Source organism: Pseudomonas sp. NFACC41-3, assembly GCF_900109505.1.
In the GTDB taxonomy this organism is placed as follows: domain Bacteria; phylum Pseudomonadota; class Gammaproteobacteria; order Pseudomonadales; family Pseudomonadaceae; genus Aquipseudomonas; species Aquipseudomonas chlororaphis.
Genome location: NZ_FOAE01000005.1, coordinates 534,856 through 558,372 on the forward strand (window position 1 = coordinate 534,856; position 23,517 = coordinate 558,372).

General features: G+C 64.5%; 26 protein-coding genes. 8 read left to right on the forward strand and 18 right to left on the reverse strand.

Annotated features, from left to right (window positions below):
- Window positions 1-22 precede the first annotated feature (22 nt).
- Entirely contained in the window at window positions 23-709 is a 687-nt protein-coding gene (locus tag BMY68_RS23955) for a GNAT family N-acetyltransferase (protein WP_085533978.1), read from the reverse strand.
- Between the two features lie 185 nt (window positions 710-894).
- Window positions 895-1,506: a cell wall hydrolase gene (locus BMY68_RS23960; RefSeq protein ID WP_085533976.1), complete on the reverse strand. Its 612-nt coding sequence runs from the start codon at window positions 1,504-1,506 to the stop codon at window positions 895-897.
- Window positions 1,507-1,730: 224 nt separating this feature from the next.
- On the opposite strand from BMY68_RS23960, the gene BMY68_RS23965 reads away from it, so the two are divergent.
- Both BMY68_RS23965 and BMY68_RS23970 read left to right on the forward strand, forming a co-directional pair.
- Complete coding sequence (locus tag BMY68_RS23965; RefSeq protein WP_053261951.1) at window positions 1,731-2,582, forward strand: CAP domain-containing protein; 852 nt, start codon at window positions 1,731-1,733, stop codon at window positions 2,580-2,582.
- Window positions 2,583-2,976: 394 nt separating this feature from the next.
- On the forward strand, window positions 2,977-4,023 hold the full coding sequence (locus BMY68_RS23970) for a class I SAM-dependent methyltransferase (protein WP_085533974.1): 1,047 nt from the start codon (window positions 2,977-2,979) through the stop codon (window positions 4,021-4,023).
- Between the two features lie 109 nt (window positions 4,024-4,132).
- On the opposite strand, the gene BMY68_RS23975 is transcribed toward BMY68_RS23970, so the two are convergent.
- Window positions 4,133-4,582: a hypothetical protein gene (locus BMY68_RS23975; RefSeq protein WP_085533972.1), complete on the reverse strand. Its 450-nt coding sequence runs from the start codon at window positions 4,580-4,582 to the stop codon at window positions 4,133-4,135.
- A 159-nt stretch (window positions 4,583-4,741) separates the two neighbouring features.
- Entirely contained in the window at window positions 4,742-5,662 is a 921-nt protein-coding gene (locus tag BMY68_RS23980; RefSeq protein WP_009044722.1) for a LysR family transcriptional regulator, read from the reverse strand.
- Between the two features lie 118 nt (window positions 5,663-5,780).
- Here BMY68_RS23980 and BMY68_RS23985 point away from each other — a divergent pair, with 118 nt between their 5' ends.
- The 3 genes from BMY68_RS23985 (at window position 5,781) to BMY68_RS23995 (ending at window position 7,482) form a co-directional block, all read left to right on the forward strand.
- Window positions 5,781-6,527 (forward strand): SDR family NAD(P)-dependent oxidoreductase, encoded by a 747-nt coding sequence (locus BMY68_RS23985; protein WP_009044723.1) that lies wholly within the window; start codon window positions 5,781-5,783, stop codon window positions 6,525-6,527.
- A 66-nt stretch (window positions 6,528-6,593) separates the two neighbouring features.
- Window positions 6,594-6,800: a tautomerase family protein gene (locus BMY68_RS23990; protein ID WP_007922853.1), complete on the forward strand. Its 207-nt coding sequence runs from the start codon at window positions 6,594-6,596 to the stop codon at window positions 6,798-6,800.
- A 142-nt stretch (window positions 6,801-6,942) separates the two neighbouring features.
- Window positions 6,943-7,482 (forward strand): phosphohydrolase, encoded by a 540-nt coding sequence (locus BMY68_RS23995; RefSeq protein ID WP_085533970.1) that lies wholly within the window; start codon window positions 6,943-6,945, stop codon window positions 7,480-7,482.
- Window positions 7,483-7,486: 4 nt separating this feature from the next.
- Here BMY68_RS23995 and BMY68_RS24000 read toward each other — a convergent pair whose 3' ends face one another.
- The 11 genes from BMY68_RS24000 to BMY68_RS24050 form a co-directional block, all read right to left on the reverse strand.
- Complete coding sequence (locus BMY68_RS24000) at window positions 7,487-7,840, reverse strand: DUF1428 domain-containing protein (protein WP_085533968.1); 354 nt, start codon at window positions 7,838-7,840, stop codon at window positions 7,487-7,489.
- A 135-nt stretch (window positions 7,841-7,975) separates the two neighbouring features.
- Window positions 7,976-9,061: a hypothetical protein gene (locus tag BMY68_RS24005; RefSeq protein WP_085533966.1), complete on the reverse strand. Its 1,086-nt coding sequence runs from the start codon at window positions 9,059-9,061 to the stop codon at window positions 7,976-7,978.
- Window positions 9,062-9,434: 373 nt separating this feature from the next.
- Window positions 9,435-10,772 (reverse strand): MFS transporter, encoded by a 1,338-nt coding sequence (locus tag BMY68_RS24010; RefSeq protein ID WP_085533965.1) that lies wholly within the window; start codon window positions 10,770-10,772, stop codon window positions 9,435-9,437.
- 65 nt (window positions 10,773-10,837) lie between these two features.
- Complete coding sequence (locus BMY68_RS24015) at window positions 10,838-11,611, reverse strand: 1,6-dihydroxycyclohexa-2,4-diene-1-carboxylate dehydrogenase (protein WP_085533963.1); 774 nt, start codon at window positions 11,609-11,611, stop codon at window positions 10,838-10,840.
- A gap of 129 nt (window positions 11,612-11,740) precedes the next feature.
- Window positions 11,741-12,754, reverse strand: a complete 1,014-nt coding sequence (gene benC / locus BMY68_RS24020) for a benzoate 1,2-dioxygenase electron transfer component BenC (RefSeq protein ID WP_085533961.1) — start codon at window positions 12,752-12,754, stop codon at window positions 11,741-11,743.
- A gap of 10 nt (window positions 12,755-12,764) precedes the next feature.
- Window positions 12,765-13,253, reverse strand: coding sequence for a benzoate 1,2-dioxygenase small subunit (benB, locus tag BMY68_RS24025; protein WP_009044730.1), 489 nt, complete (start codon window positions 13,251-13,253; stop codon window positions 12,765-12,767).
- Complete coding sequence (gene benA, locus BMY68_RS24030) at window positions 13,253-14,614, reverse strand: benzoate 1,2-dioxygenase large subunit (protein ID WP_085534408.1); 1,362 nt, start codon at window positions 14,612-14,614, stop codon at window positions 13,253-13,255. Before benA ends, benB begins: the two co-directional genes overlap by 1 nt.
- Before the next feature lie 347 nt (window positions 14,615-14,961).
- Entirely contained in the window at window positions 14,962-15,918 is a 957-nt protein-coding gene (locus BMY68_RS24035; RefSeq protein WP_085533959.1) for an AraC family transcriptional regulator, read from the reverse strand.
- Between the two features lie 164 nt (window positions 15,919-16,082).
- Window positions 16,083-17,012: a catechol 1,2-dioxygenase gene (catA, locus tag BMY68_RS24040; protein WP_085533958.1), complete on the reverse strand. Its 930-nt coding sequence runs from the start codon at window positions 17,010-17,012 to the stop codon at window positions 16,083-16,085.
- 41 nt (window positions 17,013-17,053) lie between these two features.
- Window positions 17,054-17,344 carry a muconolactone Delta-isomerase gene (gene catC / locus BMY68_RS24045; protein WP_009044734.1) on the reverse strand — a complete coding sequence of 97 codons (291 nt, stop codon included), beginning with the start codon at window positions 17,342-17,344 and terminating at the stop codon, window positions 17,054-17,056.
- A 32-nt stretch (window positions 17,345-17,376) separates the two neighbouring features.
- Window positions 17,377-18,504, reverse strand: a complete 1,128-nt coding sequence (locus tag BMY68_RS24050; protein ID WP_175534870.1) for a muconate cycloisomerase family protein — start codon at window positions 18,502-18,504, stop codon at window positions 17,377-17,379.
- A 125-nt stretch (window positions 18,505-18,629) separates the two neighbouring features.
- Here BMY68_RS24050 and BMY68_RS24055 point away from each other — a divergent pair, with 125 nt between their 5' ends.
- Window positions 18,630-19,523 (forward strand): LysR family transcriptional regulator, encoded by an 894-nt coding sequence (locus tag BMY68_RS24055; RefSeq protein ID WP_063432273.1) that lies wholly within the window; start codon window positions 18,630-18,632, stop codon window positions 19,521-19,523.
- A 171-nt stretch (window positions 19,524-19,694) separates the two neighbouring features.
- Here BMY68_RS24055 and BMY68_RS24060 read toward each other — a convergent pair whose 3' ends face one another.
- The gene (locus BMY68_RS24060; RefSeq protein WP_085533954.1) at window positions 19,695-20,111 is read right to left on the reverse strand and encodes a hypothetical protein; all 417 of its coding nucleotides are present in this window, start codon (window positions 20,109-20,111) and stop codon (window positions 19,695-19,697) included.
- Between the two features lie 329 nt (window positions 20,112-20,440).
- Here BMY68_RS24060 and BMY68_RS24065 point away from each other — a divergent pair, with 329 nt between their 5' ends.
- A complete protein-coding gene (locus tag BMY68_RS24065) occupies window positions 20,441-20,812 on the forward strand; it encodes a PH domain-containing protein (protein WP_009044741.1) in 372 nt (123 codons plus the stop codon).
- 12 nt (window positions 20,813-20,824) lie between these two features.
- Here the strand turns inward: BMY68_RS24065 and BMY68_RS24070 are convergent, their stop codons facing one another.
- Complete coding sequence (locus BMY68_RS24070) at window positions 20,825-21,709, reverse strand: LysR family transcriptional regulator (RefSeq protein WP_009044742.1); 885 nt, start codon at window positions 21,707-21,709, stop codon at window positions 20,825-20,827.
- A 112-nt stretch (window positions 21,710-21,821) separates the two neighbouring features.
- Here BMY68_RS24070 and argC point away from each other — a divergent pair, with 112 nt between their 5' ends.
- A complete protein-coding gene (gene argC, locus BMY68_RS24075; protein ID WP_085533952.1) occupies window positions 21,822-22,748 on the forward strand; it encodes an N-acetyl-gamma-glutamyl-phosphate reductase in 927 nt (308 codons plus the stop codon).
- Window positions 22,749-22,937: 189 nt separating this feature from the next.
- Here argC and BMY68_RS24080 read toward each other — a convergent pair whose 3' ends face one another.
- Window positions 22,938-23,288, reverse strand: coding sequence for a BON domain-containing protein (locus BMY68_RS24080; protein ID WP_085533950.1), 351 nt, complete (start codon window positions 23,286-23,288; stop codon window positions 22,938-22,940).
- Window positions 23,289-23,517: the final 229 nt, after the last annotated feature.

Here is a 23,517-nt window from a genome sequence, read left to right on the forward strand (position 1 = left end):
AGGGCTGAGCGACCGAGCGGCCTCAGCCCTGCCCCAGGCGCTCGCGGACCAGCGCCTGGGCGTTGCGGGTCATCTGGTCGAGGTGGCGGTCACGCTGTTTTTCGGCATCGAGCATCGCCCGCTTGCCATGCTTTTGCAGCAGGTAGCTGTGAATCTGCCGCACCTCCAGCGAACGATAGATCGGCGCCGTGTCCAGCAGGCCCATCAAGCCGTCGGTGGCGTGATCGCGGGTGTTCATCTGCACCTGCGGGCCGCGCACGCCCAGCACCTGGAAGCCCAGTGCTTCGAACCAGGCCACCTTGCCCACCGCGCAGGTCAGTTCGGCATGGGGGTAGCGCTCGCGCATCCGTGCCAGCAGCGAACGGGCGATCCCCTGCCGGCGATGGCTGGCACGCACCGCCATATAGGCCACGCCGCACGCCTCGGGATCGTCCTTGACCGGCAGGTACAGCACAAAACCCAGCACCTGCTGCGGGTCGTCCTCGTCAGTGGCCACCAGCAGTTCCACGGCGATGCCCCGGGCGCCGTCCAGGGCCTGCAGGTACAGATGCACCTCAAAGCCGATGGCGTACTGGTAAATGTTGTACAGCAGGTTGCTGGGCGGGATCGCCACGGCGCTGATGTCGGTCAGGTAGTCGACCACCATTTGCAGGATCTGGCTGTTGACGGCTTCCGGGCACGGGGTCTGGAAGTGGCTGATGATGGGCATTGCGCGGTGGGCTCCAAAGGTTGCGGCACGCCTGGGACAGCAGGCGTCGGCGGCGGGCCGGCATGATACTCCGCCCGCGTATTTGACGCAGTCCCTGTAGGCGCGAGCTTGCTCGCTATGCGGCGTGTCAGCACGGACGCTATCGCGAGCAAGTTCGCTCCTACAGATGGCCTGGGCAAACCGGGCTAACGGGCGCTGTCGCCTCGCGGCTTGTAGAACAGGAACTTGCCGGTCTCGGCGGTCTTGCGGTATTGCCTGGCCCAAGCGGGCCGCACGCGCCGGTCATGGAAATACAGGGCGCCGTGGGTGCGGTCCGCGAGTTGCTGGTTGAGCGCCTTGCGCGCGATTTCCTTGGCCGCGATGTAGGGCTCGTCTTCCTTCACCTGATCCGCACGCCCGTCGCACCACCAGGAAAACTGACAGGCACGTTGCTCCGAACCCTGCTTGACCACCGCGCACACCGTATCGGGAAACCCCTCATGGCCGAGCCGGTTGAGCACCACGCTGGCCACGGCTTCCATGTCGGCGGCGGCCCCGCCCTTGGCTTCCCAGTAGATGGACCGCGCCAGGCAGGTGATGGCATCGTCCAGCGGCGCGGCGCCGGCCGGGTCCACCGCCTGGGCCTCGGGAGGGGTAATGGTTTCGCTGCGTGGCGCCGGCTGCTGGTCCGCGGCTTTCTGCTCCAGGACCTGGGCCTTGTCCTGCGCCACTTCGGGGTCCGCTGTTTCAGTCGCGGCCATCGCCAGCCCCCCGCACAGGAGGATCAGAAAACCGCCGGCAATCGCTGTCGGACGCATGCTCGCACCTTCGCCAAAAGCCCGATCCGGGCACGGGAAAGCCGCCGCCAGCCTGCCGGCTGCGGCGACTGGACTTGAGTGTAGTTCGCCGCCGTCCGCCCGTAACCGGCGCCGCGCCGGCAACGGCAAGGACGGATAACGGCGCCGGTTTTCGGCAAAAAGACCTTGCGCCGAGCGGGGCAAAATCGCGCATCATGGGCGCAATTCACTCAAGGGAGATCTCCATGCGCTGCCTATCCTCCGTTCTGCCGCTGACCCTGCTGTCGCTGAGCATGGCCTTCGCCACCGCCGCCGTGGCGAGCGACGAGACGCAACTGGTGACATCGATCAACAGCTACCGCAGCCAGGTCCAGCGCTGCGCCGGCCAGGTGTCCCAGGAACTGCCGCCGCTGGCCGCCGACCCGCGCCTGGTGCTGCCGGCCAACAGCATCGGCAACCTGCAGCAGGCCCTGGCCAGCAGCGCCTACCCGATGGTCAATGTACAGGCCATCAGCCTGTCCGGACCGCGCAATGCCCAGGCGGCCATGAAGGCGGTGCAGGAAAGTTTCTGCCAGGTGGTGCTGGACCCGCAGTTCGTCGATATCGGTGTCAGCCGCACCGGCCAGGAATGGCGCATCGTCCTCGCCCGGCCACTGCTGACCGCGCGCCTCGGCGACTGGCAGGCCGAGGGCCAGAAGCTCCTGGAAAGCCTCAACAGCGCCCGCGCGCAGCCGCGCCAGTGCGGCAACCAGATCTTCGCCGCCGCCACCCCGCTGGCCTGGAACGCCACCCTGGCCAGCGCGGCCCAGGACCATACCCGGGACATGGCCAATCACAACTTCTTCGACCATAAGGACCGCGACGGCCGTACCCCCGGCGACCGCGCCGAACTGGCGGGTTATGCCGGCCAGCAGATCGGCGAGAACATCGCCGCCGGCCAGGACAGCGTGCGCAAGGTGGTCGATGGCTGGCTGGCCAGCCCGGGCCATTGCGCCAACCTGATGAACCCGCAGTATCGCGAACTGGGCGCGTCCTATGCGGTCGATCCGAAAAGCGATGCCGGCATCTACTGGACCGCGATGTTCGGCACGCCTTGACGGCCTGACCGACCTTGCCCCAGGGCGCCGTCGGCGGCGCCCCGCCCCCTTATCGGCCAACCCCGCGATGCCCCCGCCGGGGAACTAAACTGACTCATCTACCGACCAGCAATCGCTTGTTCCGGGCGCCCCCGGAACCCACGCGCAGCCTCGCCTGCCGCCACGGGTTCGACGCCCAGGCCCGATGGCCAGCCTCACCTGCCTGAACGGTAGGCACGCACCCCGTCCCACCCGGGAGGCGTGCGTGCATCAGCTCTTCAGAACACGGGCCGGCCCTGCCAGGCCCACTCATTCGGCAGCGCCGGGACATGGCCTCCCCACGCACGCCGCGTATCTCTATCCGGCCACTGCCGGGCCGTCGGCGACAGTGACCCTCACAGCGGAGGACCAGGCCATGGACGAAGCCAAGCTCAACGATTTCATGGGCAAGCTGGTGTCAGACATGGGCGGCGCGGCGATGCTCGCCAATATGATTCTCGGCGAAGAACTGGGCCTGTACCGGGCCATGGCCGACAGTCGCTTGATCAGCCCCGAGGCGCTGGCCGCCAAGACCGGCTGCAACGCACGGCTGCTGCGCGAATGGCTGAGCGCCCATGCCGCGTCCGGCTACATGGAACACCAGGGCGGCCAGTTCCGCCTGCCGGAAGAACAGGCCCAGGCGCTGGCCATCGAGGATTCGCCGGTGTACGTGGCCGGTGGCGCCGTGGTGGTCTCCGCGCTGTTCCACGACAAGGACAAACTGCTGGCGGCGATGCGCGGCGACGGCGCCCTGGCCTGGGGCGACCACCATCCGTGCATGTTCAGCGGCACCGAGCGCTTCTTCCGCCCCGGCTATCGGGCGCATCTGGTGGCCGAGTGGCTGCCGGCCCTGGACGGCGTGGTGGAAAAACTGCAGGCCGGGGCCAAGGTGGCGGATGTCGGCTGCGGGCATGGCGCATCGACGGTGATCATGGCCCAGGCCTATCCCGCCTCGCAGTTTTTCGGCTTCGACTACCACCAGCCCTCAGTCACTACCGCGACGCAACGCGCCGAGGAAGCCGGGGTGACCGCCCGCGTGCAGTTCTCCCAGGCCAGCGCCAAGACCTACCCCGGCAACGACTACGACCTGATCTGCTTCTTCGACTGCCTGCACGACATGGGCGACCCGGTGGGCGCCGCGCAACATGCCTTCCAGGCGCTGAAAGACGACGGCAGCGTGCTGCTGGTCGAGCCGTTCGCCAACGATCAACTGGACCAGAACATCACCCCGGTCGGCCGGCTGTTCTATGCCGCCTCGACCTTTATCTGCACGCCCAACTCGCTGTCCCAGGAAGTCGGCCTGGGGCTCGGTGCCCAGGCCGGCGAAGCGCGCCTGCGCCAGGTCTTCAGCGAAGCCGGCTTCAGCCAGTTCCGCCGGGCCGCAGAGACGCCGTTCAACCTGATTCTCGAGGCACGTAAATAAAGGAGAATCGTGCAAGTAACAGGGTCATGTCGGCGTAGTGCCCTGAAAACGCAAAACGGCACCCGGGAAACCCCGGGTGCCGTGCTTGTGTACCGCTATGGATAGCGCCTTACGCCGCCGGCAGATCCACCAGCACCACCGCCTGTTGCCCTACGCACAACAGCCGCCCGCCATGATGGGCCACGTACTCCCGGGCTTCGTCCGGCGACGAGAACCAGCAGTTGAGATGACCCGCCTGGCGGTAGACCAGTTCAAAATGCTGCAACTGCTCGGGCGCCAGTTCATCGAGGACCTGGCGGTAGGTCTCCCAATGGGCAAAACCGGCCTCACTGGCCAGGGTGCGCAGCAGGTGTTTGCGCTGCACCTTGTCTCGCTGTCGATACAACTCGGGCAACGACAGGCCAGGCAAACTGTTGCTCGCCAGCAAGCGCCGCAGGATCGGCAAGGCGCTGGCCAGCGAACCGCTGGTTGCAGTGCGATGCAGGCGCTTGGCTTCGCGCAGTACCAGGCTGGCGGCCTGACTGGCGGGTGAACGGGGAACGGATTTCTTGATAGGCATACCAACTCCAAGAGAATCGGCCTGCTCGCTATTGGCCCGGAGGGGGTATGCAAGCGTAGTGCTTGCGGGAATTGAAGGTGCTTGCGCTTTCGCGAGGTGGGCGCCCAGGAAGCCCGGTCGCCATACTAACCAATCCATCCCGGGCTGCCCATCCCCGCTTCAGGTCTTCCAGCCCTGCTGTTTCTCCAGCAGGAAATCGATAAAGGCGCGCAGGCGCAACGGCACGTGCCGGCTGTGGGGATACAGCAGGCTGAAGGGCCGCGAACGGCCGCCGTAAGGCTGCAGCACCTCCACCAGGGAACCCTCGGCCAGCTCGCGCTCGACCATGAAACGGTAGGTCTGGAACAGGCCGGCGCCGTGCCTGGCCAAGGTCACGCCCCCCTGTAGGTCTTCTGAACACACGTAGGCCCCCTCGGCGAGCACTTCGCAGGGGCCGTCGGCGCCGTTGAACAGCCAGGCGATGCGCCGGCCACTGCTGGGCAACTCGAACTGGATGCACTCGTGTTGCGCCAGGTCGTCGAGCCGCTGCGGAGTACCGGCCCGCGCCAGGTAATCCGGGGCGGCGAACACCACCAGCTCGGCGTCCTCCAGCAACCGCGCGACCAACCCGGAATCCGGCTGCGCGCGCACCCGGATCGCCATGTCGTAGCCCCCTTCGACGAAATCGATATTGCGGTTGCTCAGGTTGACCTCCACCCGCATCTGCGGGTAGCGCCGGCGAAACTCCGGCAGCAGCGGCAGGATCCGCAGATGGCCGTAGGTGGTCGGCAGGCTGATGCGCAAGGTGCCGGAAGGCGCCAGCTGTTGCCCGGTCAACTGGCGCTCGGCTTCGAGCATCTGGTTCAGCGCGCTGCGGCATTGCTGGTGATAGTCGCGCCCGCCGTCGGTCAGGCGGATGCTGCGGGTGGTGCGCACGAACAGGCGGACGCCGAGCCGCTCTTCCAGGCGCGACACCGAGCGGCTGACCGCCGCCGGCGTGACCCCGGCCGCCAGCGCCGCGCCGGTAAAGCTGCCGATCTCCGCCGCCATGCAGAACAGCTCGATGCTGCCCAGCAGCACATCGTCGAATTGCCGACTCATTGATTACACCATGTATCAAGTGAAGTACATGAAGCGCTATTTATCAGCATTCGGCACACAAATATAGTTCTGCCCAACAGCGCTGGAACCACTCTCACCGCAGAACAGGACTATCCCCATGAGCCACACCCTGAACCACACCAGCACCGTCATCATCACCGGCGCCTCCAGCGGCATCGGCCTCGGCCTGGCCCAGGCCTACCTGGCCCGCGGCTACAACGTGGTCGGCAATGCCCGCTCGGCACAGCGGCTGGCCGCGGCGGCCGAGACCCTGGGCCACAGCGAGCGTTTTCTCGGGGTCGAAGGCGACATCGCCGACCCGGCCACCGCCACGCAACTGGTCGAACGCGCCATCGACCGCTTCGGCCAGGTCGATGTGCTGGTCAACAACGCCGGTTTTTTCCTGCCCAAGGCGTTTATCGACTACAGCCCCGAGGAGCTGGACAGCCTGCTGGAGACCAACCTCAAGGGCGTGGTCTACGCCTCCCAGGCCGCCGCGCGGCACATGATCGAGCGGCGCCGGGGCCACATCATCAACATCAGCGCCAGCGTCGCGCTGCAACCGAACCTGGCGGTCCCGGCGGCGTTGCCGGTGCTGATCAAGGGCGGTGTGAACCAGATGACCCGCGCCCTGGCCCTGGAGCTGTCGCCGTTCAACATCCAGGTCAACGCGGTGGCCCCGGGGATCATCGACACGCCGATGCACGACCCGGCGCACCGTGCCTTCCTCGACGGCCTGCAACCGGCCGGACGGGTCGGACGCATCGAGGAAATCGCCGACGCGGTGCTCTACCTGTCCGGCGCCGGCTTCACCACCGGCGTGGTGCTGCCGGTGGACGGCGGCATGAGCAGCGGCAAATGGTAAATCCGGCGGGAGGCCGGCGTGCCTCCCGTCCCTTGCAACCCCCATCTTTTCCTTAGGAGTAATGCCATGCCTTTCGTCAACGTCCGCATCACCCGTGACGGCGTGACCCGCGAACAGAAAGCCCAGGTGATCCGCGAGATCACCGAAACCCTGCAACGGGTGCTGAACAAGGCCCCGGAACTGACCCACATCGTCATCGAGGAAGTCGACACCGATAACTGGGGCTACGCCGGCATGACCACCACCGAATACCGCCAGCGAACGGCGCAATGAACAAAGGGCGGGCCAGCATCGGGCCCGCCCTTGTTCCTGGCGTCGAATCGATCCGTGACCTGTCGATACGCCGCGACGCCCGCATCCTCAAGCCCTGCACCGAGCCTTATACTGTCGCCCTTCCAGACCCGGAGCAGACCACATGGACGTCGTTCTCGAATGCCCGCTCACCGAACAGATCCTTGCCTCTTTCGCCACGGTGATCGGCAAGGACCTGCCCGGCTATCGCAATCATATATACCGAGTGCTGAGCTTCTACACCGCGCTCAATCCGCAGGACCGGCCGCTGTCCTGCGCGGTGCAGATCGCCGCGGCCTTTCATGACCTGGGTATCTGGACCCACGGCACCCTCGACTACCTGGCGCCGTCGATCCAACTGGCCCGGGCCTTTCTGGCCGAGCGCGGCGAGTCACAGCTGGTGGAGCAAGTCAGCTCGCTGATCGAGCAGCATCACAAACTGCGCCCCTATCGCCAGGCCCACGCCACGAGCGTCGAAGCGTTCCGGCAGGCCGACACGATCGACGTCTCCCTGGGCTTGCTCAGCTTCGGCCTGCCCCGCCCGTTTATCCGCGAGGTGCAGGCACGCTACCCCGACCAGGGTTTTCACTGGATGCTGGCGCGCGCTTCGGCCCGGCAGTTGCTGCGTACGCCGCTGCGGCCGCTGCCGATGTTTCGCTGGTGACGCCTCAGGCATTGAGCAGCATGGTGAACCCGCCATAAATCATGCGCTGGCCGTCGAACGGCATCGGGCAGACGTCGGGCTTGAGCCGCGGGTCTTCCATGGCTTTTTGCATGCCCGCGTCGCGGATTTCGCGGGACGGCCAGATGATCCAACTGAACACCACCGTCTCGTCCGCCTTGAGCTTGACCGCCATGGGGAACGAGGTCAGCTTGCCCTCGGGCACGTCGTCGCCCCAGCAATCGACCACGCTCAAGGCGCCGAACTCCTTGAACACCTTCGCCGCGACCTGCGCATGCTGCTTGAAGGCCTCGCGGTTGGCGGTGGGTACCGCCAGTACACAACCATCGACATAAGACATGATCCTGCTCCTGCTGATTGGGGTTGAACATCGGATCCCGACCTTGCTGTCGGTCACTCTGGGAATTGGTCGATCCGCATCGCCGACAATCGACAAGCCGGCGCGAAAAAACCTGAATCGACCGACCGCCGGGCGTCATGGCTCCGGCTGCCAACCGGTTTGCGGAGCGCTCAGGCCCGGCGTGGCAGGCGGATGCACAGTGCCCGGTACCGTCTCCAGCGGGGGCTCCGGCACCGCGCTTTGGCCCAGTTCGCCCTCGATATGCCCGGCCAGGTAATACACCCCGGCCATCACCCCGTTGCCGGTGTTGTTCAACAGTTTGAACCAGGCCTGGTCGAACGCCTTGCCCAGGCTCTGGCGAATCTGCGCCTCGGTCTCGGCCCGGTCGCTCTCATGGGCTATCGCGCGAAACCCCGCGGCGCCCAGGGAGATCACCGCCCCCGCGACCTTGCCGGCCACCGCCGACGCGGCGCCGGCAATGCCACGGCCGGCCATCTGCGCTTCGAATTTTTCGCTGGCCTGCCTGGCCACCGAGACAATCCCGGCCTCGGACGACACCTCGCCGGTGCCCGCCGGCGCGCTATGGATCTGCTGGTACAGCGCCGAGTAGGCCGGCAGCGTAGTCAAAGGCTTGGCATGCAACACCTGATACAACGACGCATCGCGCGCCGGCGGTGGCCCCAGGCGAATCGCCTGGACGCCATTGAGCCGTTGATCGAGTTGCCTGGCCGGCAACCGATAACGCTGGGCGATAACCTGTACCTGCTTGTCCAGCAGCTCGATATAGAACTCCGTGGCCTGGTTGAGAATCGCATCCGGGTCGATCTCCACCGCCACCGGTGCCAGCACCTGTTCCTGATACTGCTCCTTGAGGTACTCCGCCAGCCGCGTCGCCGCCGCGTCCTGCTCGTCGCCGGCGGTGAGGCTGTACCAACTGACTTTCATGGCCATCCATTCCTGGGTCCAGTAACTGCTGAACCAGGGGATGAAGTTTTCCTCGGTGACGGCATAGACCCGCACCCGCCAGTGCTCCATGGAGCCGCGGGCAAACACCTTGACCTGGATCACCGCCTGCTGCGAAGCCTCGGCGATTTCCCGGTCCACCTGGCGCCAGGTGCTGGCCGGCACCACCACCGGCGCCACCGCCTCGCGGACACGCTGGGTCGCGGCGCATCCGGCCAGCACCAGCAGCATCACAACGATCAGCGCACGCAGGTACAAGATGGCAACCCTCGCACAGCGTCGACCACGGCCACCCGCTCACGACGGGGCAGGCTTCAACCGGATACCACACGACCATGCCTGGATTGAGTATAGGTGCTGGGGTTTGCGCCCCAGGCTCAAGAAAGGGTTCGCGACAGCGTATCCGACCAGCCGCTCGCTCGCCGTGCCGCGGCGTCTGCACGCTATCTGCAACCAGCAGTCACTGCAGGAACGAGCTTGCTCATGATGGCGGCCTGCCAGCCACCGCGCAGCGTCCACATCGCCGGCAAGCCCGGCATCTACGGATTCGGCTCAGCCGCGGTCAGCGGTGATTGGCATGACTGAACCACCGGTGCCGGCACCTGGGCGCCCGCACCGGTCATGGGCCCTGCTACAGGGACGGCGCGCTGGCCTGTCTGACCGGCAGCGCCTTGGCGGGCCGCTGGTAGACGAAACACATCGCCAGTGCCGCCACCGCCCCCGGAATGGCAAAGGCCATGAAGTTATAGTGCAGCGGCAGCTCGATGCTCACCAAGGCACCGCCCAGCAGCGGCCCGACAATGGCCCCGCCGCGGCCGATGCCCGAGGCCCAGCCAATGCCGGTGGAGCGGATCGTCACTGGATAGAACTGGGCGACGCAGGCGAAGGCCAGGATCTGCGTGCCGATGGTGGTGGCCCCGGCAATCGCGATCAGGGCGTACAGCAACCCGTGCGGGCTCTTGAAGCCAAGCAGGCTGATGGACAGCGCGGCCACGATAAAAAACGCCACCAGGACCTTTTGCAGTTGCAGGCGATCACCGATCCAGCCGCCGCCCACGGCGCCGAAAATCGCCCCGAGGTTCAGCACCAGCAGGAACATCAGGCTCGAGCCCAGGCTGTAACCGGCGCTGGCCATCAGCTTGGGCAGCCAGGAGTTGAGCGCGTAGACCATCAGCAGGCAGCAGAAGAACACCACCCAGAGCATCAGGGTGCTCAGCGCCCGGCCTTCGCGGAACAGCTGCACCACCGGCGCGCCGGCGGTCTTGAGGTTGGCCTTGACGAACGAGTCGCCGGGTTGCGCGACGAAGCCCGGCTCGACTAATTGCAGCACCTGGCGCGCTTCGTCGTCCCGGCCCTGGCGCAGCAGGAAGCCCAGGGATTCGGGCAGGAACCTGAGAATCAGCGGCAGCAGCAACAACGGAATCGCCGCCACATAGAACACCGCCTGCCAGCCGAAACTTGGCAGCAGCACGATGCCCAGGCCGGCGGACAGCGTGCCGCCCACCGAGTAGCCGCTGAGCATGATCGCCACCAGGGTGCTGCGGATTTTCTTCGGCGCGTATTCGTTCATCAGCGCCACCACGTTGGGCATCACCCCGCCGATGCCGAGGCCGGCGATAAAGCGGCAGATACCGAACTGGGTGGGCGTGGTGGTGAACCCGTTGAGCAGGGTGAAACCGCTGAACAGCACCACGCAGATGGCGATGACTTTCTTGCAGCCGATGCGCTCCGACAGCGTGCCGAAAAACAGCGCGCCGAACATCATGCCGAACAGCGCATAACTGCCCAGCGCCCCGGCCTGCAGCGGGCTCAGGCCCCACTCCTGCATCAGCACCGGCAGCACCACGCCGTAGATCACCAGGTCGTAGCCGTCGAAGATGATGATCAGCGCGCACCAGAACAGCACGCGCCAATGAAAGGCATTGAAGCGTGCCCCGTCGATCAATTGATTGCTGTCTATGTTTCGCATGGCATCTGACTCTTGTTGTTTTTTTGAGATTGCACAGCCCGACAGTTCGTCGGGTCGTCGGCGATTCAGCCCTGGTCGCCACCGCCTACCGGCATCACCAGGCCGGTGATGTAGGACGCCTCGTCGGAGGCCAGGAACAGGATTGCCGCGGCCTGCTCGTCGAGGGTGCCGTAGCGTTTCATCAGGGTGCTGTCGACGGTCTGGTCGACAATCTGCTGGTACCAGACCTGTTCCTCGGCGCTCTGCTCGGCGCTGTTGCGCGGAATGCGCCGTGGCGGCGCTTCGGTGCCGCCGGGGGCGGTGGCGTTGACCCGCACCCCGCGCCCGGCGGTCTCGAACGCCAGGCAGGCGGTCAGGGCATTCACTCCGCCCTTGGCCGCGCCGTAAGGCACGCGGTTGATGCTGCGGGTGGCGATGGACGACACGTTGACGATGGCGCCGCTGCCCTGCTCCAGCATGTACGGCAGCGCCGCGTGGCAGCACCACAAGGCGGGGAACAGCGAGCGGCGCACTTCGGCTTCGATCTGCTGCTCTGCATAGTGCTCGAACGGCTTGGCCCAGATGGTGCCGCCGACGTTGTTGACCAGCACGTCGATGCGCCCGAAACGTTCGACGGCCGCGGCCATCGCCCGGCTGCATTCGGCGTACTGCTCAAGGTCGGCGGTCAGCGCCAGCACCTCGAACCTGGGGGCCAGCTCGGCCTGCAACGCGAACACCAGCTCGGAGCGATCCACCAGCACCAGCCGCGCGCCCTCCTCGGCCAGCCGCTCGGCGACCCGCCGGCCAATGCCCTGCGCCGCCCCGGTGACCAGGGCGACTTTTTCCTTGAATCTGCTCATCTCAAAACCTCATGCCAATAAACCCGATATGCCACCTGTAGGAGCGAGCTTGCTCGCGATCAGCCGCCAGGCTGAATGCCCGGCTGTGCACGCACTATCGCTATCGCGGGCACAGAGTCAGGGTGGAAATCAGGCCGCGCTGGCGGCAAATTTTTCGTAGTAGAAATTGACCGGGGCGATGCCCTGGTCGCGGATGAACTGGCTGACCGCCTCGACCATCGGCGGCGGGCCGCACAGGTACACATCCACATCGCCGTCGTTCAGGTGCCTGGGCTCGATATGCTGGGTCACGTAGCCCTTGAGCGGGTGGCGACTCTCGGGGTTGGCCACGCAGGCGCTGAAGCTGAAGTTGGGAATGCGCGCGGCGAAGGCTTCCAGGCGATCCATTTCCACCAGGTCGAAATCGTTGGTCACCCCGTAGATCAGGTGCAGCGGATGCTCGCTGCCCTGCTCGGCGATCTTCTCCAGCATCGCGGTGAACGGCGCCAGCCCGGTGCCACCGGCCAGCAGCAACAGCGGCCGGCGAATATCGCGCAGGTAGAAGCTGCCCAGGGGCCCGGCCAGGCTCATGGGGTCGCCGGCTTTCGCCAGGCCGGTGAGGAAGCTGCTCATCAGGCCGCCCGGCACGTTGCGGATCAGGAAACTGACCTCGCCGTCGCGCTGCAGCGAGCTGAAGGAATAGGCGCGGGTCTGCTCGCTGCCGGGCACGCCGAGGTTGACGTATTGCCCCGGCAGAAACGCCAGCTTGCTCAGGGCCTCGCCCTTGATCGACAGGGCGATGGTGCTGTCGGACAGCTGGCGCACCGCGCTGATGGTGGCGTCGAAGGTGGCCTGGGCCGTGCGGCAAACCTGCGACGAAGCCGGCACCCGCACCACGCAGTCGCTCAAGGCGCGCATCTGGCAGGTCAGCACGAAGCCCTGCTCGGCTTCAGCCGCGGTCAGCGCGTCGTCGATGTATTCCTCGCCCAGGTCGTAGCGCCCGGCTTCGGCGAAACACTTGCAGGTGCCGCAGGCGCCGTCGCGACAGTCCAGGGGGATGTTGATGCCCTGGCGGTAGGCGGCATCGGCTACGGTTTCGCCGGCGTTGGCGGCGACGAAGCGGGTCACCCCGTCTTCGAAATTGAGTGCGATGTGATGAGTCATGGCGGTCGCCTCAGAGGTGGTAGACATCGACGACCTGACGAACGTAATCGTTCTTCAGGATGACTTTCTTGGCCAGGATCCGCGGGGTCTCGCCGCGCACATCGAGGGTGTAGAAGCTGGTGCCGAAGTAGCTGTCGACGGTCTTGTAGCGAAAGCTCAGGGTGTGCCAGTTGCAGCGCACCTTGCACAGGCCGTCGGCCTGCTCCAGCAGCTCGATGTTGCTCAGGTTGTGTGAGGTGCGGGTGTCGGGAATGCTCGCGCTGGAGCGCTCGGTCTTGATCCGGAACACCCGGTCTTCCAGGCCGCAGCGGCTGCCGTACCAGATCAGCGAGATTTCCCGCTGCGGGTCTTCTGTGAGCTCGTCGTTGTCGTCCCAGGACGGCATCCAGAAGGTCGCGTCGGCGGCGTAGAGCTCCAGCCAGCTGTCCCAGTCCTTGTCGTCCAGGTAGCGCGCTTCGCGGTAGAGAAAGTCGCGCACGGTGTCATGGGAAATGCTCATCACACAGCCTCCACGGCAATGGTTCGTGCGGCTTCGGCGGCCACCGCCTCGAGCATGGTTTGCTGCCAGTACTTGTGCTGCATCACGAACAGGCCTTCGTCTTCGGTGCGCACGCCGCTGAGGATCGGTTGCAGGTCGATTTCCCGGGCCGCGTCGTCCGCGCCCTCGACCCAGTGTTCGGCGCCGCGGGACATGTCGTTCCAGGCGCTGTTGCAGCCCTGATAGCCCATCTGGCAGGAACGGAATTCCTCCAGGTCGTCCGGGGTGGCCATGCCGCTGACGTTGAAGAAGTCCTCGTACTGGCGGATGCGCATGGCGCGGGCTTCGTCGCTTTCGCCCCTGGGCGCGATGCAGTAGATGGTGATCTCGGTGCGGTCCACCGAGATCGGCCGGGCGATGCGGATCTGCGAGCTGAATTGGTCCATCAGGTAGACGTTGGGGTACAGGCACAGGTTGCGCGAGTTCTCGATCATCCAGTCGGCGCGGGCCTGGCCGAAGTCGCGGGCCAGCTCGTCGCGGCGCTCGTACAGGGGGCGGTCCTCGGGGTTGGACCTGCGGGTCCAGAGCAGCATGTGGCCCTTGTCGAAGGAATAGAAACCGCCGCCCTGCTTGGCCCAGCTGCCGGCGCTCATGGTCTTGATCTCTTCCCCGGCTTCGCGCTGCTTGCGCTGGCTCTGGGTGGCCGCGTAGTTCCAGTGCACGGAGCTTACGTGGTAGCCGTCGGCACCGTTTTCCGCGGTGAGCTTCCAGTTGCCTTCGTAGATGTAGCTCGAGGAACCGCGCAGCACTTCCAGGCCGTCGGCGGACTGGTCGACGATCATGTCGATGATCTTCGCCGACTCACCCAGGTGCTCCACCAGGGGCAGTACGTCGGGGTTGAGGCTGCCGAACAGGAAGCCGCGATAGGACTCGAAGCGCGCGACCCTGGTCAGGTCGTGGGAGCCTTCGCAGTTGAAGCTCGAGGGGTAACCCGCGGCCGCCGGGTCCTTGACCTTGAGCAGCTTGCCGGAGTTGTTGAAGGTCCAGCCGTGAAACGGGCAGGTGTAGGACGACTTGTTGCCGGTCTTGTGCCGGCAGAGCATGGCGCCACGGTGGCTGCAGGCATTGAGGAAGGCATTGAGTTCGCCGTCCTTGTTGCGCGCGATGAACACCGACTGCCGGCCCATGGTGGTGGTGTAGTAGTCATTGTTGTTGGGGATCTGGCTCTCGTGGGCGAGGTACAGCCAGTTGCCCTCGAAGATGTGCTGCATTTCCAGGTCGAACAGCCGGGGGTCGGTGAACATCTCCCGCTTGCAGCGGTAGACGCCCCGGTCACGGTCTTCTTCAAGCAGGGAGTGAAGGTATTCGGGTCGCAGGGTCATGGCCGCCGCCTCCATTGTTTTTATTCAGGCAAGGCTCATGCTAGGGCGGGGTACGCGCGGGCAATATCCGTTGCGTGCAGACCACTATCCGTTTTCTGCAGAGTTTTGTAGGGCAAGTCCTACAGCCGCAGCCGCTGCCGAGTCCGCGAGGCTGCGACCGGGTTGGGCGGCATTCCGACGTAGCGACCGCCATTCGGGCCTCGCCGGTTTATCCAGGACGATCGTGGTTTCAGGTTTTGCGACTGCTGCGCAGTCGATCGCAGCCTCGCGAGCTCGGCAGCGGCTACATGAGGAATCAGGAATGATGCGGCGGGCACCGGCACCGCTCCTGCAGAGGCATGGGCGGATCAATGCCGGCGCCTGAGGGTGTCGGACGGCAGTTCGCCGAACTGTTTGCGGTAGCTTTCCGAGAAGCGTCCCAGGTGCAGGAAACCGAAGTCCATGGCCAGTTCGGTGATGTTGCGCACGTTGCAGCCGGGGTCGCGCAGGCAGGCGTGGATCCGCTCGAGTTTCTTCTGGCGGATGTAGCGCATGGGCGTGGTGCGGGCGTTGCGCTCGAACAGCGCATACAGCGAACGCAGGCTCATCTGCGCCTGCTGCGCCAGCTCCTCGCAGCCGATGTCCTGCTTGAGGTTGCGCTCGATGTAATCGGCGATGGCCTCGAAGGTCGCCGACGACGAACCCAGGCCCACCCGCCGGATATTGGTCTTCATCAGGCTGAGCATCTTGCTCGCGACGATCTGCGCGTAATGCTCCTGCACCCGGGGGATGCATTCGGCGACTTCGGCTTCGCGGCAGACCACGCCCAGCAGGTTGATAAAGCCTTCCAGCTCATCCAGCTGGTAGCGGTTGCCCACGAAGCGCACGCCCTGCCCCGGATACAGCCAGCGCTGCTCCTCGCACACCGATTCCAGCAGGCGGGTGGGCACCTTGATGATGAATTTCTCGCAATCGTCGGAATAGGTCAGGTCCACCGGATCGTCGGGGTTGATCAGCAGCAGCTCGCCGGGGGCGAAATAATGCTCCTGGCGATGGCCGCGCCACAGGCAGTGGCCACGCAGCAGCACTTGCAGGTGGTAGATGGTTTCCAGCGCCGGCGAGGTGACGCGCACGCTGCCGCCGTAGCTGATCGAGCACAGGTCGAGGCTGGCGAACTGCCGATGATTGAGGCTGGCCTGGAGACTGCCGGCCTTGGGCAAACGGATGCAGTGGCTGCCCACGTGCTGATTGACATAGCCGGACACAGCGTAGGGATCGGCCTGGGCAAATACCCGGCTGCGCTCACTCAACAGATGGGTTTCCATAAGCGGGTCACTCCCCGTTTTTATTATTGGGATTGTTAATGTCAGGCGGTGATCGTTCGCCACCGCTGACACGTCACGCAAGACTTCGACCACGGCTCACAACGGCAAAAACCACGGGATCACTCACGTTATCCCGTGGCCCCGAATCGGGATCTGCCGCGCTGTCAGTCCTCCAGAGCTCGCACCCGTTCCAGGCGTTGCTGCTCCTCGGGCTGGGCCGACGACTGCAGGGTGAAGTCGAAGTCGATCTCGGCGAAACGCCCGCTGACCCCGTATTGCGCCGCACGCTGCTGATCGTCGCTGAAGGTGATCCTGGCGATCAGTTCGTCGCGGGTGGCGTAGGCGAAATCGTCGTGCAGGTATTCGTCGCCATCGAGGTTGATCTGGGTGGTCAGGTGACGGTGGTCATCGGCCGAGACGAAGAAGTGGATATGCGCCGGACGCTGGCCGTGGCGGCCCAGCTGGTCGAGCAACTGCTGGGTCGGACCGTCCGGTGGGCAGCCGTAGCCCGAAGGCACGATGCTGCGGAAACGGTAGCGACCTTCGGCATCGGTGACGATGCGTCGACGCAGGTTGAACTCCGACTGGGTGGTGTCGAAGTAGGAATAGGTGCCGCCGGTGTTGGCGTGCCAGACGTCGACTATGGCTCCGGCCAGCGGTTCGCCGGCGGTGTTGCGCACCTGGCCCTGCATGAACAGCACCACGCCCGGATCGACGCCATCGTCGAGGCGCGCTTCACCCTGGCTCAGCGGCGCGCCGGCCACGTACAGCGGGCCTTCGATGGTGCGCGGGGTACCGCCGGTCTTGCCGGCCTGTTCGTCGGCGGCGTCCATCAGCAGGTCCAGGTAGTGCTCCAGGCCCAGGCCGGCCGCCAGCAGCCCGGCCTCCTGGCGCGCGCCGAGCACGTTGAGGTAGTTGACCGCCTTCCAGAACTCTTCCGGGGTCACGTCGAGGTCTTCGATGATGTTCACCGTGTCACGCAGGATGCGGTACACCAGGGCCTTGGTGCGTGGGTTGCCCTGGTCGTTGAGCTGGCCGCTGACTTCTTCGAGAAATTTCTGGGCGCTGGCAGTGTGGGAAATTCGGACGTTCATGGTTATTCCTCATCTTGTATTTATTAGAGTGTGGCGCGGGCTCAGCGGTCGTCCGCATGAATGGACGAAGGATGCCTGCACAGCGCGTTCACTTCGATAGCCATGTACGGGTACAGCGGCAGTTGCATCAGCAGGTCGTGCAGTTCCTGCACGCTGTCGACGTCGAACACGCTGTAGTTGGCATACAGGCCGGCAATGCGCCACAGGTGCCGCCACTTGCCCTGCTCCTGCAGGCGCTGGGCCAGGGCCTTTTCGTCGGCCTTGAGCTGCGCGGCGCGCTCGGGGTTCATGTCGACCGGCAGGTTCACGGTCATTTTGACGTGGAACAGCATGGTGCTCTCCTTAAGACGTGATGAATGGCAGTTCAGGCTTGGTCGCGGCGGAAGAACGCCAGGCGCTCCTCGTCCAGGCTCAGGCCGAGGCCCGGCGCCCGGGATACGTGCAACTGGAAATCGCGGTACAGCGGCGGCTCGGCGAGGATGTCCTCGGTCAGCAGCAGCGGACCGAACAGTTCGGTGTCCCAGCTCAAGGTATTGAGGGTCAGGAAGGCATGGGCCGACGCCAGGGTGCCAATGCCGCCTTCGAGCATGGTGCCGCCGTACAGGCCGATGCCCGCCGCCTCGGCGATCGCCGCGGTGCGCAGTACCGCGCGCGGGCCGCCGTTCTTGGCGATCTTCAGGGCGAACACCGAGGCCGCGCCTTCGCGGGCCAGGTTGAAGGCGTCCTCCACGCACTCGATGGATTCGTCGGCCATGATCGGCGCCGGGCTGATGGCATTCAGGCGCACCATGCCGGCGCGGTTGTTGCGCGAGATCGGCTGTTCGATCAGGTCGATACCGTTGCCGCCCAGGACGCGGCAGGCACGCACCGCTACCGCTTCGTCCCAGGCCTGGTTGACGTCGACCCGCACGCTGGCGCGATCGCCCAGGGCCTTCTTGATCGCGATCACGTGGGCCAGGTCGCGGTCCACCTCGCCGGCGCCGATCTTCAGCTTGAAGATGCGGTGGCGGCGCAGGTCGAGCATCTTTTGCGCTTCGGCAATGTCCTTGGCGGTGTCGCCGCTGGCCAGGGTCCAGGCCACCGGTAAGGCGTCGCGCACCCGGCCGCCGAGCAGTTCGCTGACCGGCAGCCCCAGGCGTTTGCCCTGGGCGTCGAGCAAGGCGCTTTCGATACCGGATTTGGCGAAGGTGTTGCCGCGGATGCTGCGCTCCAGGCGCTGCATGGCGGCATTGATATTGGCGCCATCCTGGCCGAGCAGCAGCGGCGTGAAGAAGCGGTCGATATTGGTCTTGATGCTGTCCGGGCTTTCATTGCCATAGGCCAGGCCACCGATGGTGGTGGATTCGCCCAGGCCTTCGATGCCGTCGGCGCAACGCAGGCGGATCAGCACCAGGGTCTGGTTCTGCATGGTGTGCATCGCCAGCTTGTGCGGGCGAATGGTTGGCAGATCGACGATGATCGTTTCGATCGATTCAATGGCACTTGAAAGCATTTCCATACCCATCAGGTTCTTGACGTTATGGAGCCGATTCTCGTACGGCTTTTTCCGGGGTTCCAATATAGAATTGGTCTGGCTTGATACCTTAAAGGTATCCAACCTTTGCCCGCGGAGGCCTTATGGAACTGCGTCATCTGCGTTACTTCCAGGTGCTGGGCCAGACCCTCAACTTCACCAAGGCCGCCGAGCGCCTGCACATCGCCCAGCCGCCCCTGAGCCGGCAGATCCAGCAACTGGAAGAAGAACTCGGGGTGTTGTTGCTGGAGCGCGGCCGGCCGTTGCGCCTGACCGAAGCCGGGCGCTTTTTCTATGAGCACTCCAGCGTGCTGCTGGAGCAGTTGGCCAAGGTCTGCGACAACACCCGGCGCATCGGCCACGGCGAAAAGACCTGGCTCGGCATCGGCTTTGCCCCCTCGACCCTGTACGGCCTGCTGCCGGAACTGATCCGCCGCCTGCGCAGCCACGAGACCCTGGCCCTGGAACTGGGGCTATCGGAAATGACCACCCTGCAGCAGGTGGAAGCGCTCAAGGCCGGGCGCATCGATATCGGCTTCGGGCGGATCCGCATCGACGACCCGGCCATCGTGCAGAAGGTGCAGACCGAGGATCGCCTGGTGGCCGCCCTGCCCGCCGGCCATCCGCTGATCGGCCAGCCGGTGAGCCTCGCGCAACTGGCCGACGAGCCTTTCGTGCTCTACCCCGGCAACCCGCGCCCGAGCTACGCCGACCACGTGATCGCGCTGTTCAACACCCACGGCCTGAACATCCGCGTCGTGCAGTGGACCAACGAACTGCAGACCGCCATCGGCCTGGTGGGCGCCGGCATCGGCATCACCCTGGTGCCGGCCTCGGTGCAATTGCTGCACCGCGACGACATCGGCTTCAGCCCGCTGCTGGAAGCCAACGCCACCTCGCCGATCATCATCAGCCGGCGGGTCGGCGATGTGTCGGCGGGGCTCAGCCACTGCTTGCGGATGATCGACGAACTGCGCGCCGAACACCCTGACGCCTGACGCCTCGCGCGCAGCCGACTCGCGGTGGTGGCGCACTCGAATTATCGGACCGATATCAATGAGAACCGGTTGTTGCTGAGTTATGGCTGGAAGTTGTTTTAAGTCAGGGTGACGAGCGCGATATTGGATATCGCGCTCAGTCTGAGAGAACCGGATCAGTGATGATCCCCTTCACTTGGAAATGTACGGGTCCTGCGTCTTGATAAAATCGTCGAACGCCTTGGAGTTATAGATATCGAGGCAGGCATAAAATACGACTTTCTTATCCCTATACTTGCTACTGGCCTGGGTTTTCTCATACATGGAAAATACAAAATCCGTCGTTGCGTCGTACGGGTTATGCAATGTCTCCAGGATGTCTTCATTCTGAAGAATGGTATGCATACCACTTCCCATGAAGGAATAGGCGCCAATAGCCGACTCAATATCGCTCTTCACATCGGACTCATTTTTAAACTGATTAACGATGCAATAGCCAAGACCATAATTCTTCAACGACTGCCGGGCCGCTGCAACATCAACCCCTGCGTAAGCGACGCTACCCATATTGCCTGTGGTCAAAAGCAATACCGCTAAAATCCGTTTCATCCTTTCAGTTCCCAACAGTTGGTCTTAACCAGTGATGCCGTATGAAAATAAAATCATGTGCAGCCCAAAGTAACAGTCGCCTCATAAATTATTAATTCCGGCTAAAAATCAATCAAAATAATCCGAAGACCATCAGAGACATCGCCTTAACTGATATCTGCTACCAGCAACCTCTTGGTATAACGCTGTACCACCAATACCCAAACGGCGGACTCATCGCAAAGACCATACGCTTTGCATAGGAGCCGATGGAACCTGAGCCAGGTCCGACACGCCTTAACAGCCAGCAAAAAACCTGGAATATCGCTTCAAAAATAAGGACTCCCCCCATGATCGACTTCAACAACAAAGGCTTCTTCAAGCTCAAGCAAAACGACGAATACGCCGAACGGGTCAGCGACCTGTTGCTGGAAGGCGAGCAGGTGATCGACGCCTATAAGGCCATGCGCGACGGCGTGGTGTTTACCAACAAGCGCATCATCGCGGTCAACGTACAGGGCATCACCGGCAGCAAAAAGGATTTCACCTCCCTGCCCTACAAAAACATCGTCGCCTACTCGGTGGAAACCTCCGGGACCTTCGACCTGGACTCCGAGCTGGAGATCTACTTTTCATCGCTGGGCCAGGTGAAGTTCGAGTTCACCGGCAAGACTTCGATGGTGGAAATCTCGAAGCATATTTCCAGGCATCTGCTGGGCTAACACACCCCGTTATCAATCGGCGCTCAAGCCCCACAACACCTCCAACACATGCTGGGTCGAGCGCTCCACCTCTCCATCCCGATGGGCAATGCCCAGCTGGCGCCACAGCGGCGGCTGCAACGGGCGCATGGCGATCCGGGTGTCGGGCAGCGGCGTGGCGGCTTCGTGGGGCAGCAAGGTGGCGCCATAACCGGCGGCCACCAGGCTCTTGATCGCGTCGTTGTAGTTGAGCTGGATGCGCGCCGTGGGTTGCTGGCCGCCCAGGGCGAACCACTCCGAAGTCAGGCGCGACAACCGGGTGCTGTGGTCGTTGAGGATCAGCGGCTGGGCGGCCAGCCATTGCGGCGTCACCGGGTCGGGGCATTGCCAGCGGGCCGGCAGGAAAGCCATGACCGGGTCCTTGCGCCAGGGCTCGATGCGCAAGCCCTTGACCGGGGTTTGCGGCAGGGCCACCAGGCCGATATCCAGCGAACCCTCGGCGAGCTTCTTCAAACTCTCCTGGGAGGTCAGCACCGCCACCTGCAGGTCGATGCCAGGATGGCGCTGGCCGAGGGTTTCCAGGGCCTGGGGCAGCAACTGGGCGATGGCGCCGGTGGATGCCCCGAGGCGCACCCGCCCGGCCAGGCCCAGCACCTGGCGCTGCACATCCTCCAGCGCCTGCTCGGCATCGGCCAACAGCCGCCGCGCCCGTTCCACCAGGGTTTCGCCAATGGCCGAGGGTTGTACCCGGCCGCGGGTGCGCGACAACAGCGAGCCGCCCACCCGCGCCTCCAGGTCGGCGATATGCAGGCTGACTGTAGGCGGCGCCAGGTTCAGCGCGCGGGCCGCTTCGGCAAAGGAACCCAGGTCGACAATCGCCACCAGGGTGCGCAGCCGGTCGAGGCTGATCTCACGCATGGCCTGCTCCAGATTCAGAAAAACTGAAGCTTAGCGTTATTAAATTCAACTTTCTCTATTTCAGCTTCAGTTGGAAGATTTGCCCAACTCTTCCTTCTTGCGAGCACACAGCATGAGCACCCCCCTCGTATTTATCGACGGCGACCAGGGCACCACCGGGTTGCAGATCCACCAGCGCCTGCAGGGCCGCAGCGACCTGCACCTGCTGACCCTCGCCGCCGACCAGCGCAAAGACCCGCAACGCCGCGCCGAAGCCATCAACGCCTGCGACATCGCCCTGCTCTGCCTGCCCGACGATGCCGCCCGCGATGCCGTCGCCAGTATTCGCAACCCGGCCGTGCGAGTCATCGACGCCAGCTCGGCGCACCGCACCCACCCCCACTGGACCTACGGCTTCGCGCAGATGCACCCGCAACAGGCACAACGCATCGCCACCTCCAAGCGCGTGAGCAACCCCGGCTGCTACCCCACCGGCGCCATCGGCCTGCTGCGTCCCCTGTTGCAAGCCGGACTGCTGCCGAAGGACTACCCGATCAGCATCAACGCGATCTCCGGCTACTCCGGCGGCGGCCGCACCGCGGTCGAAGCCCACGAAGGGCCGAATGCTTCCCAAGCCGCTCCTTTCCAGATCTACGGCCTGGGCCTGGCCCACAAGCATGTGCCGGAAATCCAGCAACACAGTGGCCTGAGCGAACGGCCGCTGTTCGTCCCGGCCTACGGTGCCTTTCGCCAGGGCATTGTGCTGACCATTCCTCTACAACTGCGCCTGCTCGCGCCCGGCGTGGATGCCCCGCGCATCCATGCCTGCCTGGAGCAGCATTACGCCGGAAGCGGTTGTGTGCAGGTGATGTCGCTTCGGCAGGCACAAGAACTCACGGGCCTTGATCCGCGGGCGCTGAACGATACGGACGCTATGCGCTTGATGGTGTTCGAGGGTGAGGGTCAGGTGTTGTTGGCGGCGGTGTTCGACAACCTGGGCAAAGGCGCGGCAGGGGCGGCGGTGGAGAATCTGGATCTGATGCTGGCCGCGCTGGGCTGAAGGGACTGCCTGCGCGTTGCAACGGGCCAGATACAGAATGGCTGGGTGCATTTGCCAGTTGAGAGAAAGCCCCACCCGACCGGGCAGGGCTTTCAACATGCTGACGATCCTCCTGAGGCCCCGCCGAAAGGGCTATCGAACCCAGCGTCGCGCTGGCCTCCCGGCACGACGCTCAAGCCTTCGCCTTGGTCATTTGTCGTCCCTTTTCGTCGCCGACGGCGAAGGGTATTCGCTGGTCTCTTCGGCGTTGGGCGCTTCAGGCAGGCTTCCCGGCGTGAACATATGGGTCTGCAAGTCGCTGGCATCGATGCCGGCGACGCCGTGTACCCCACGGGTCAGGCTGACAGCCTGCTCACACTGTTTATGGGTGTTGAGCCGACCGCTCAAGGTGACCATGCCCGCATGGGTTTTGACATTGATCGGCAGGCCACGGGTCGGTTCGGCAAAGGTCAGGGCCGACTTCACCTTGGTGGTGATCCAGGCGTCGTGAACGGCCATTTCCAGACCATGGGAGTAATGCTGGAAGGAATGAAGTTTCATGGCGGGTCCCTCTCGTGTCATCAGTTGGGCGTCCCGTCCCATTGGTTGGACTGCCCTCTGCCGGGCGGGTGAGCTTGCTGGGTAACCGATGGGCGCAGCGGTACTCGCCGGGCAGATGGGGTGCTTGTTAATTATAGTTCGGCGGCTGGCGGGGCTTGGTGCGCGGGGGTTCTGGTCGTCCGATGGCCCTTTCGTGAATGACGGTTTTCGGCGAACTTGCCATTCGCTG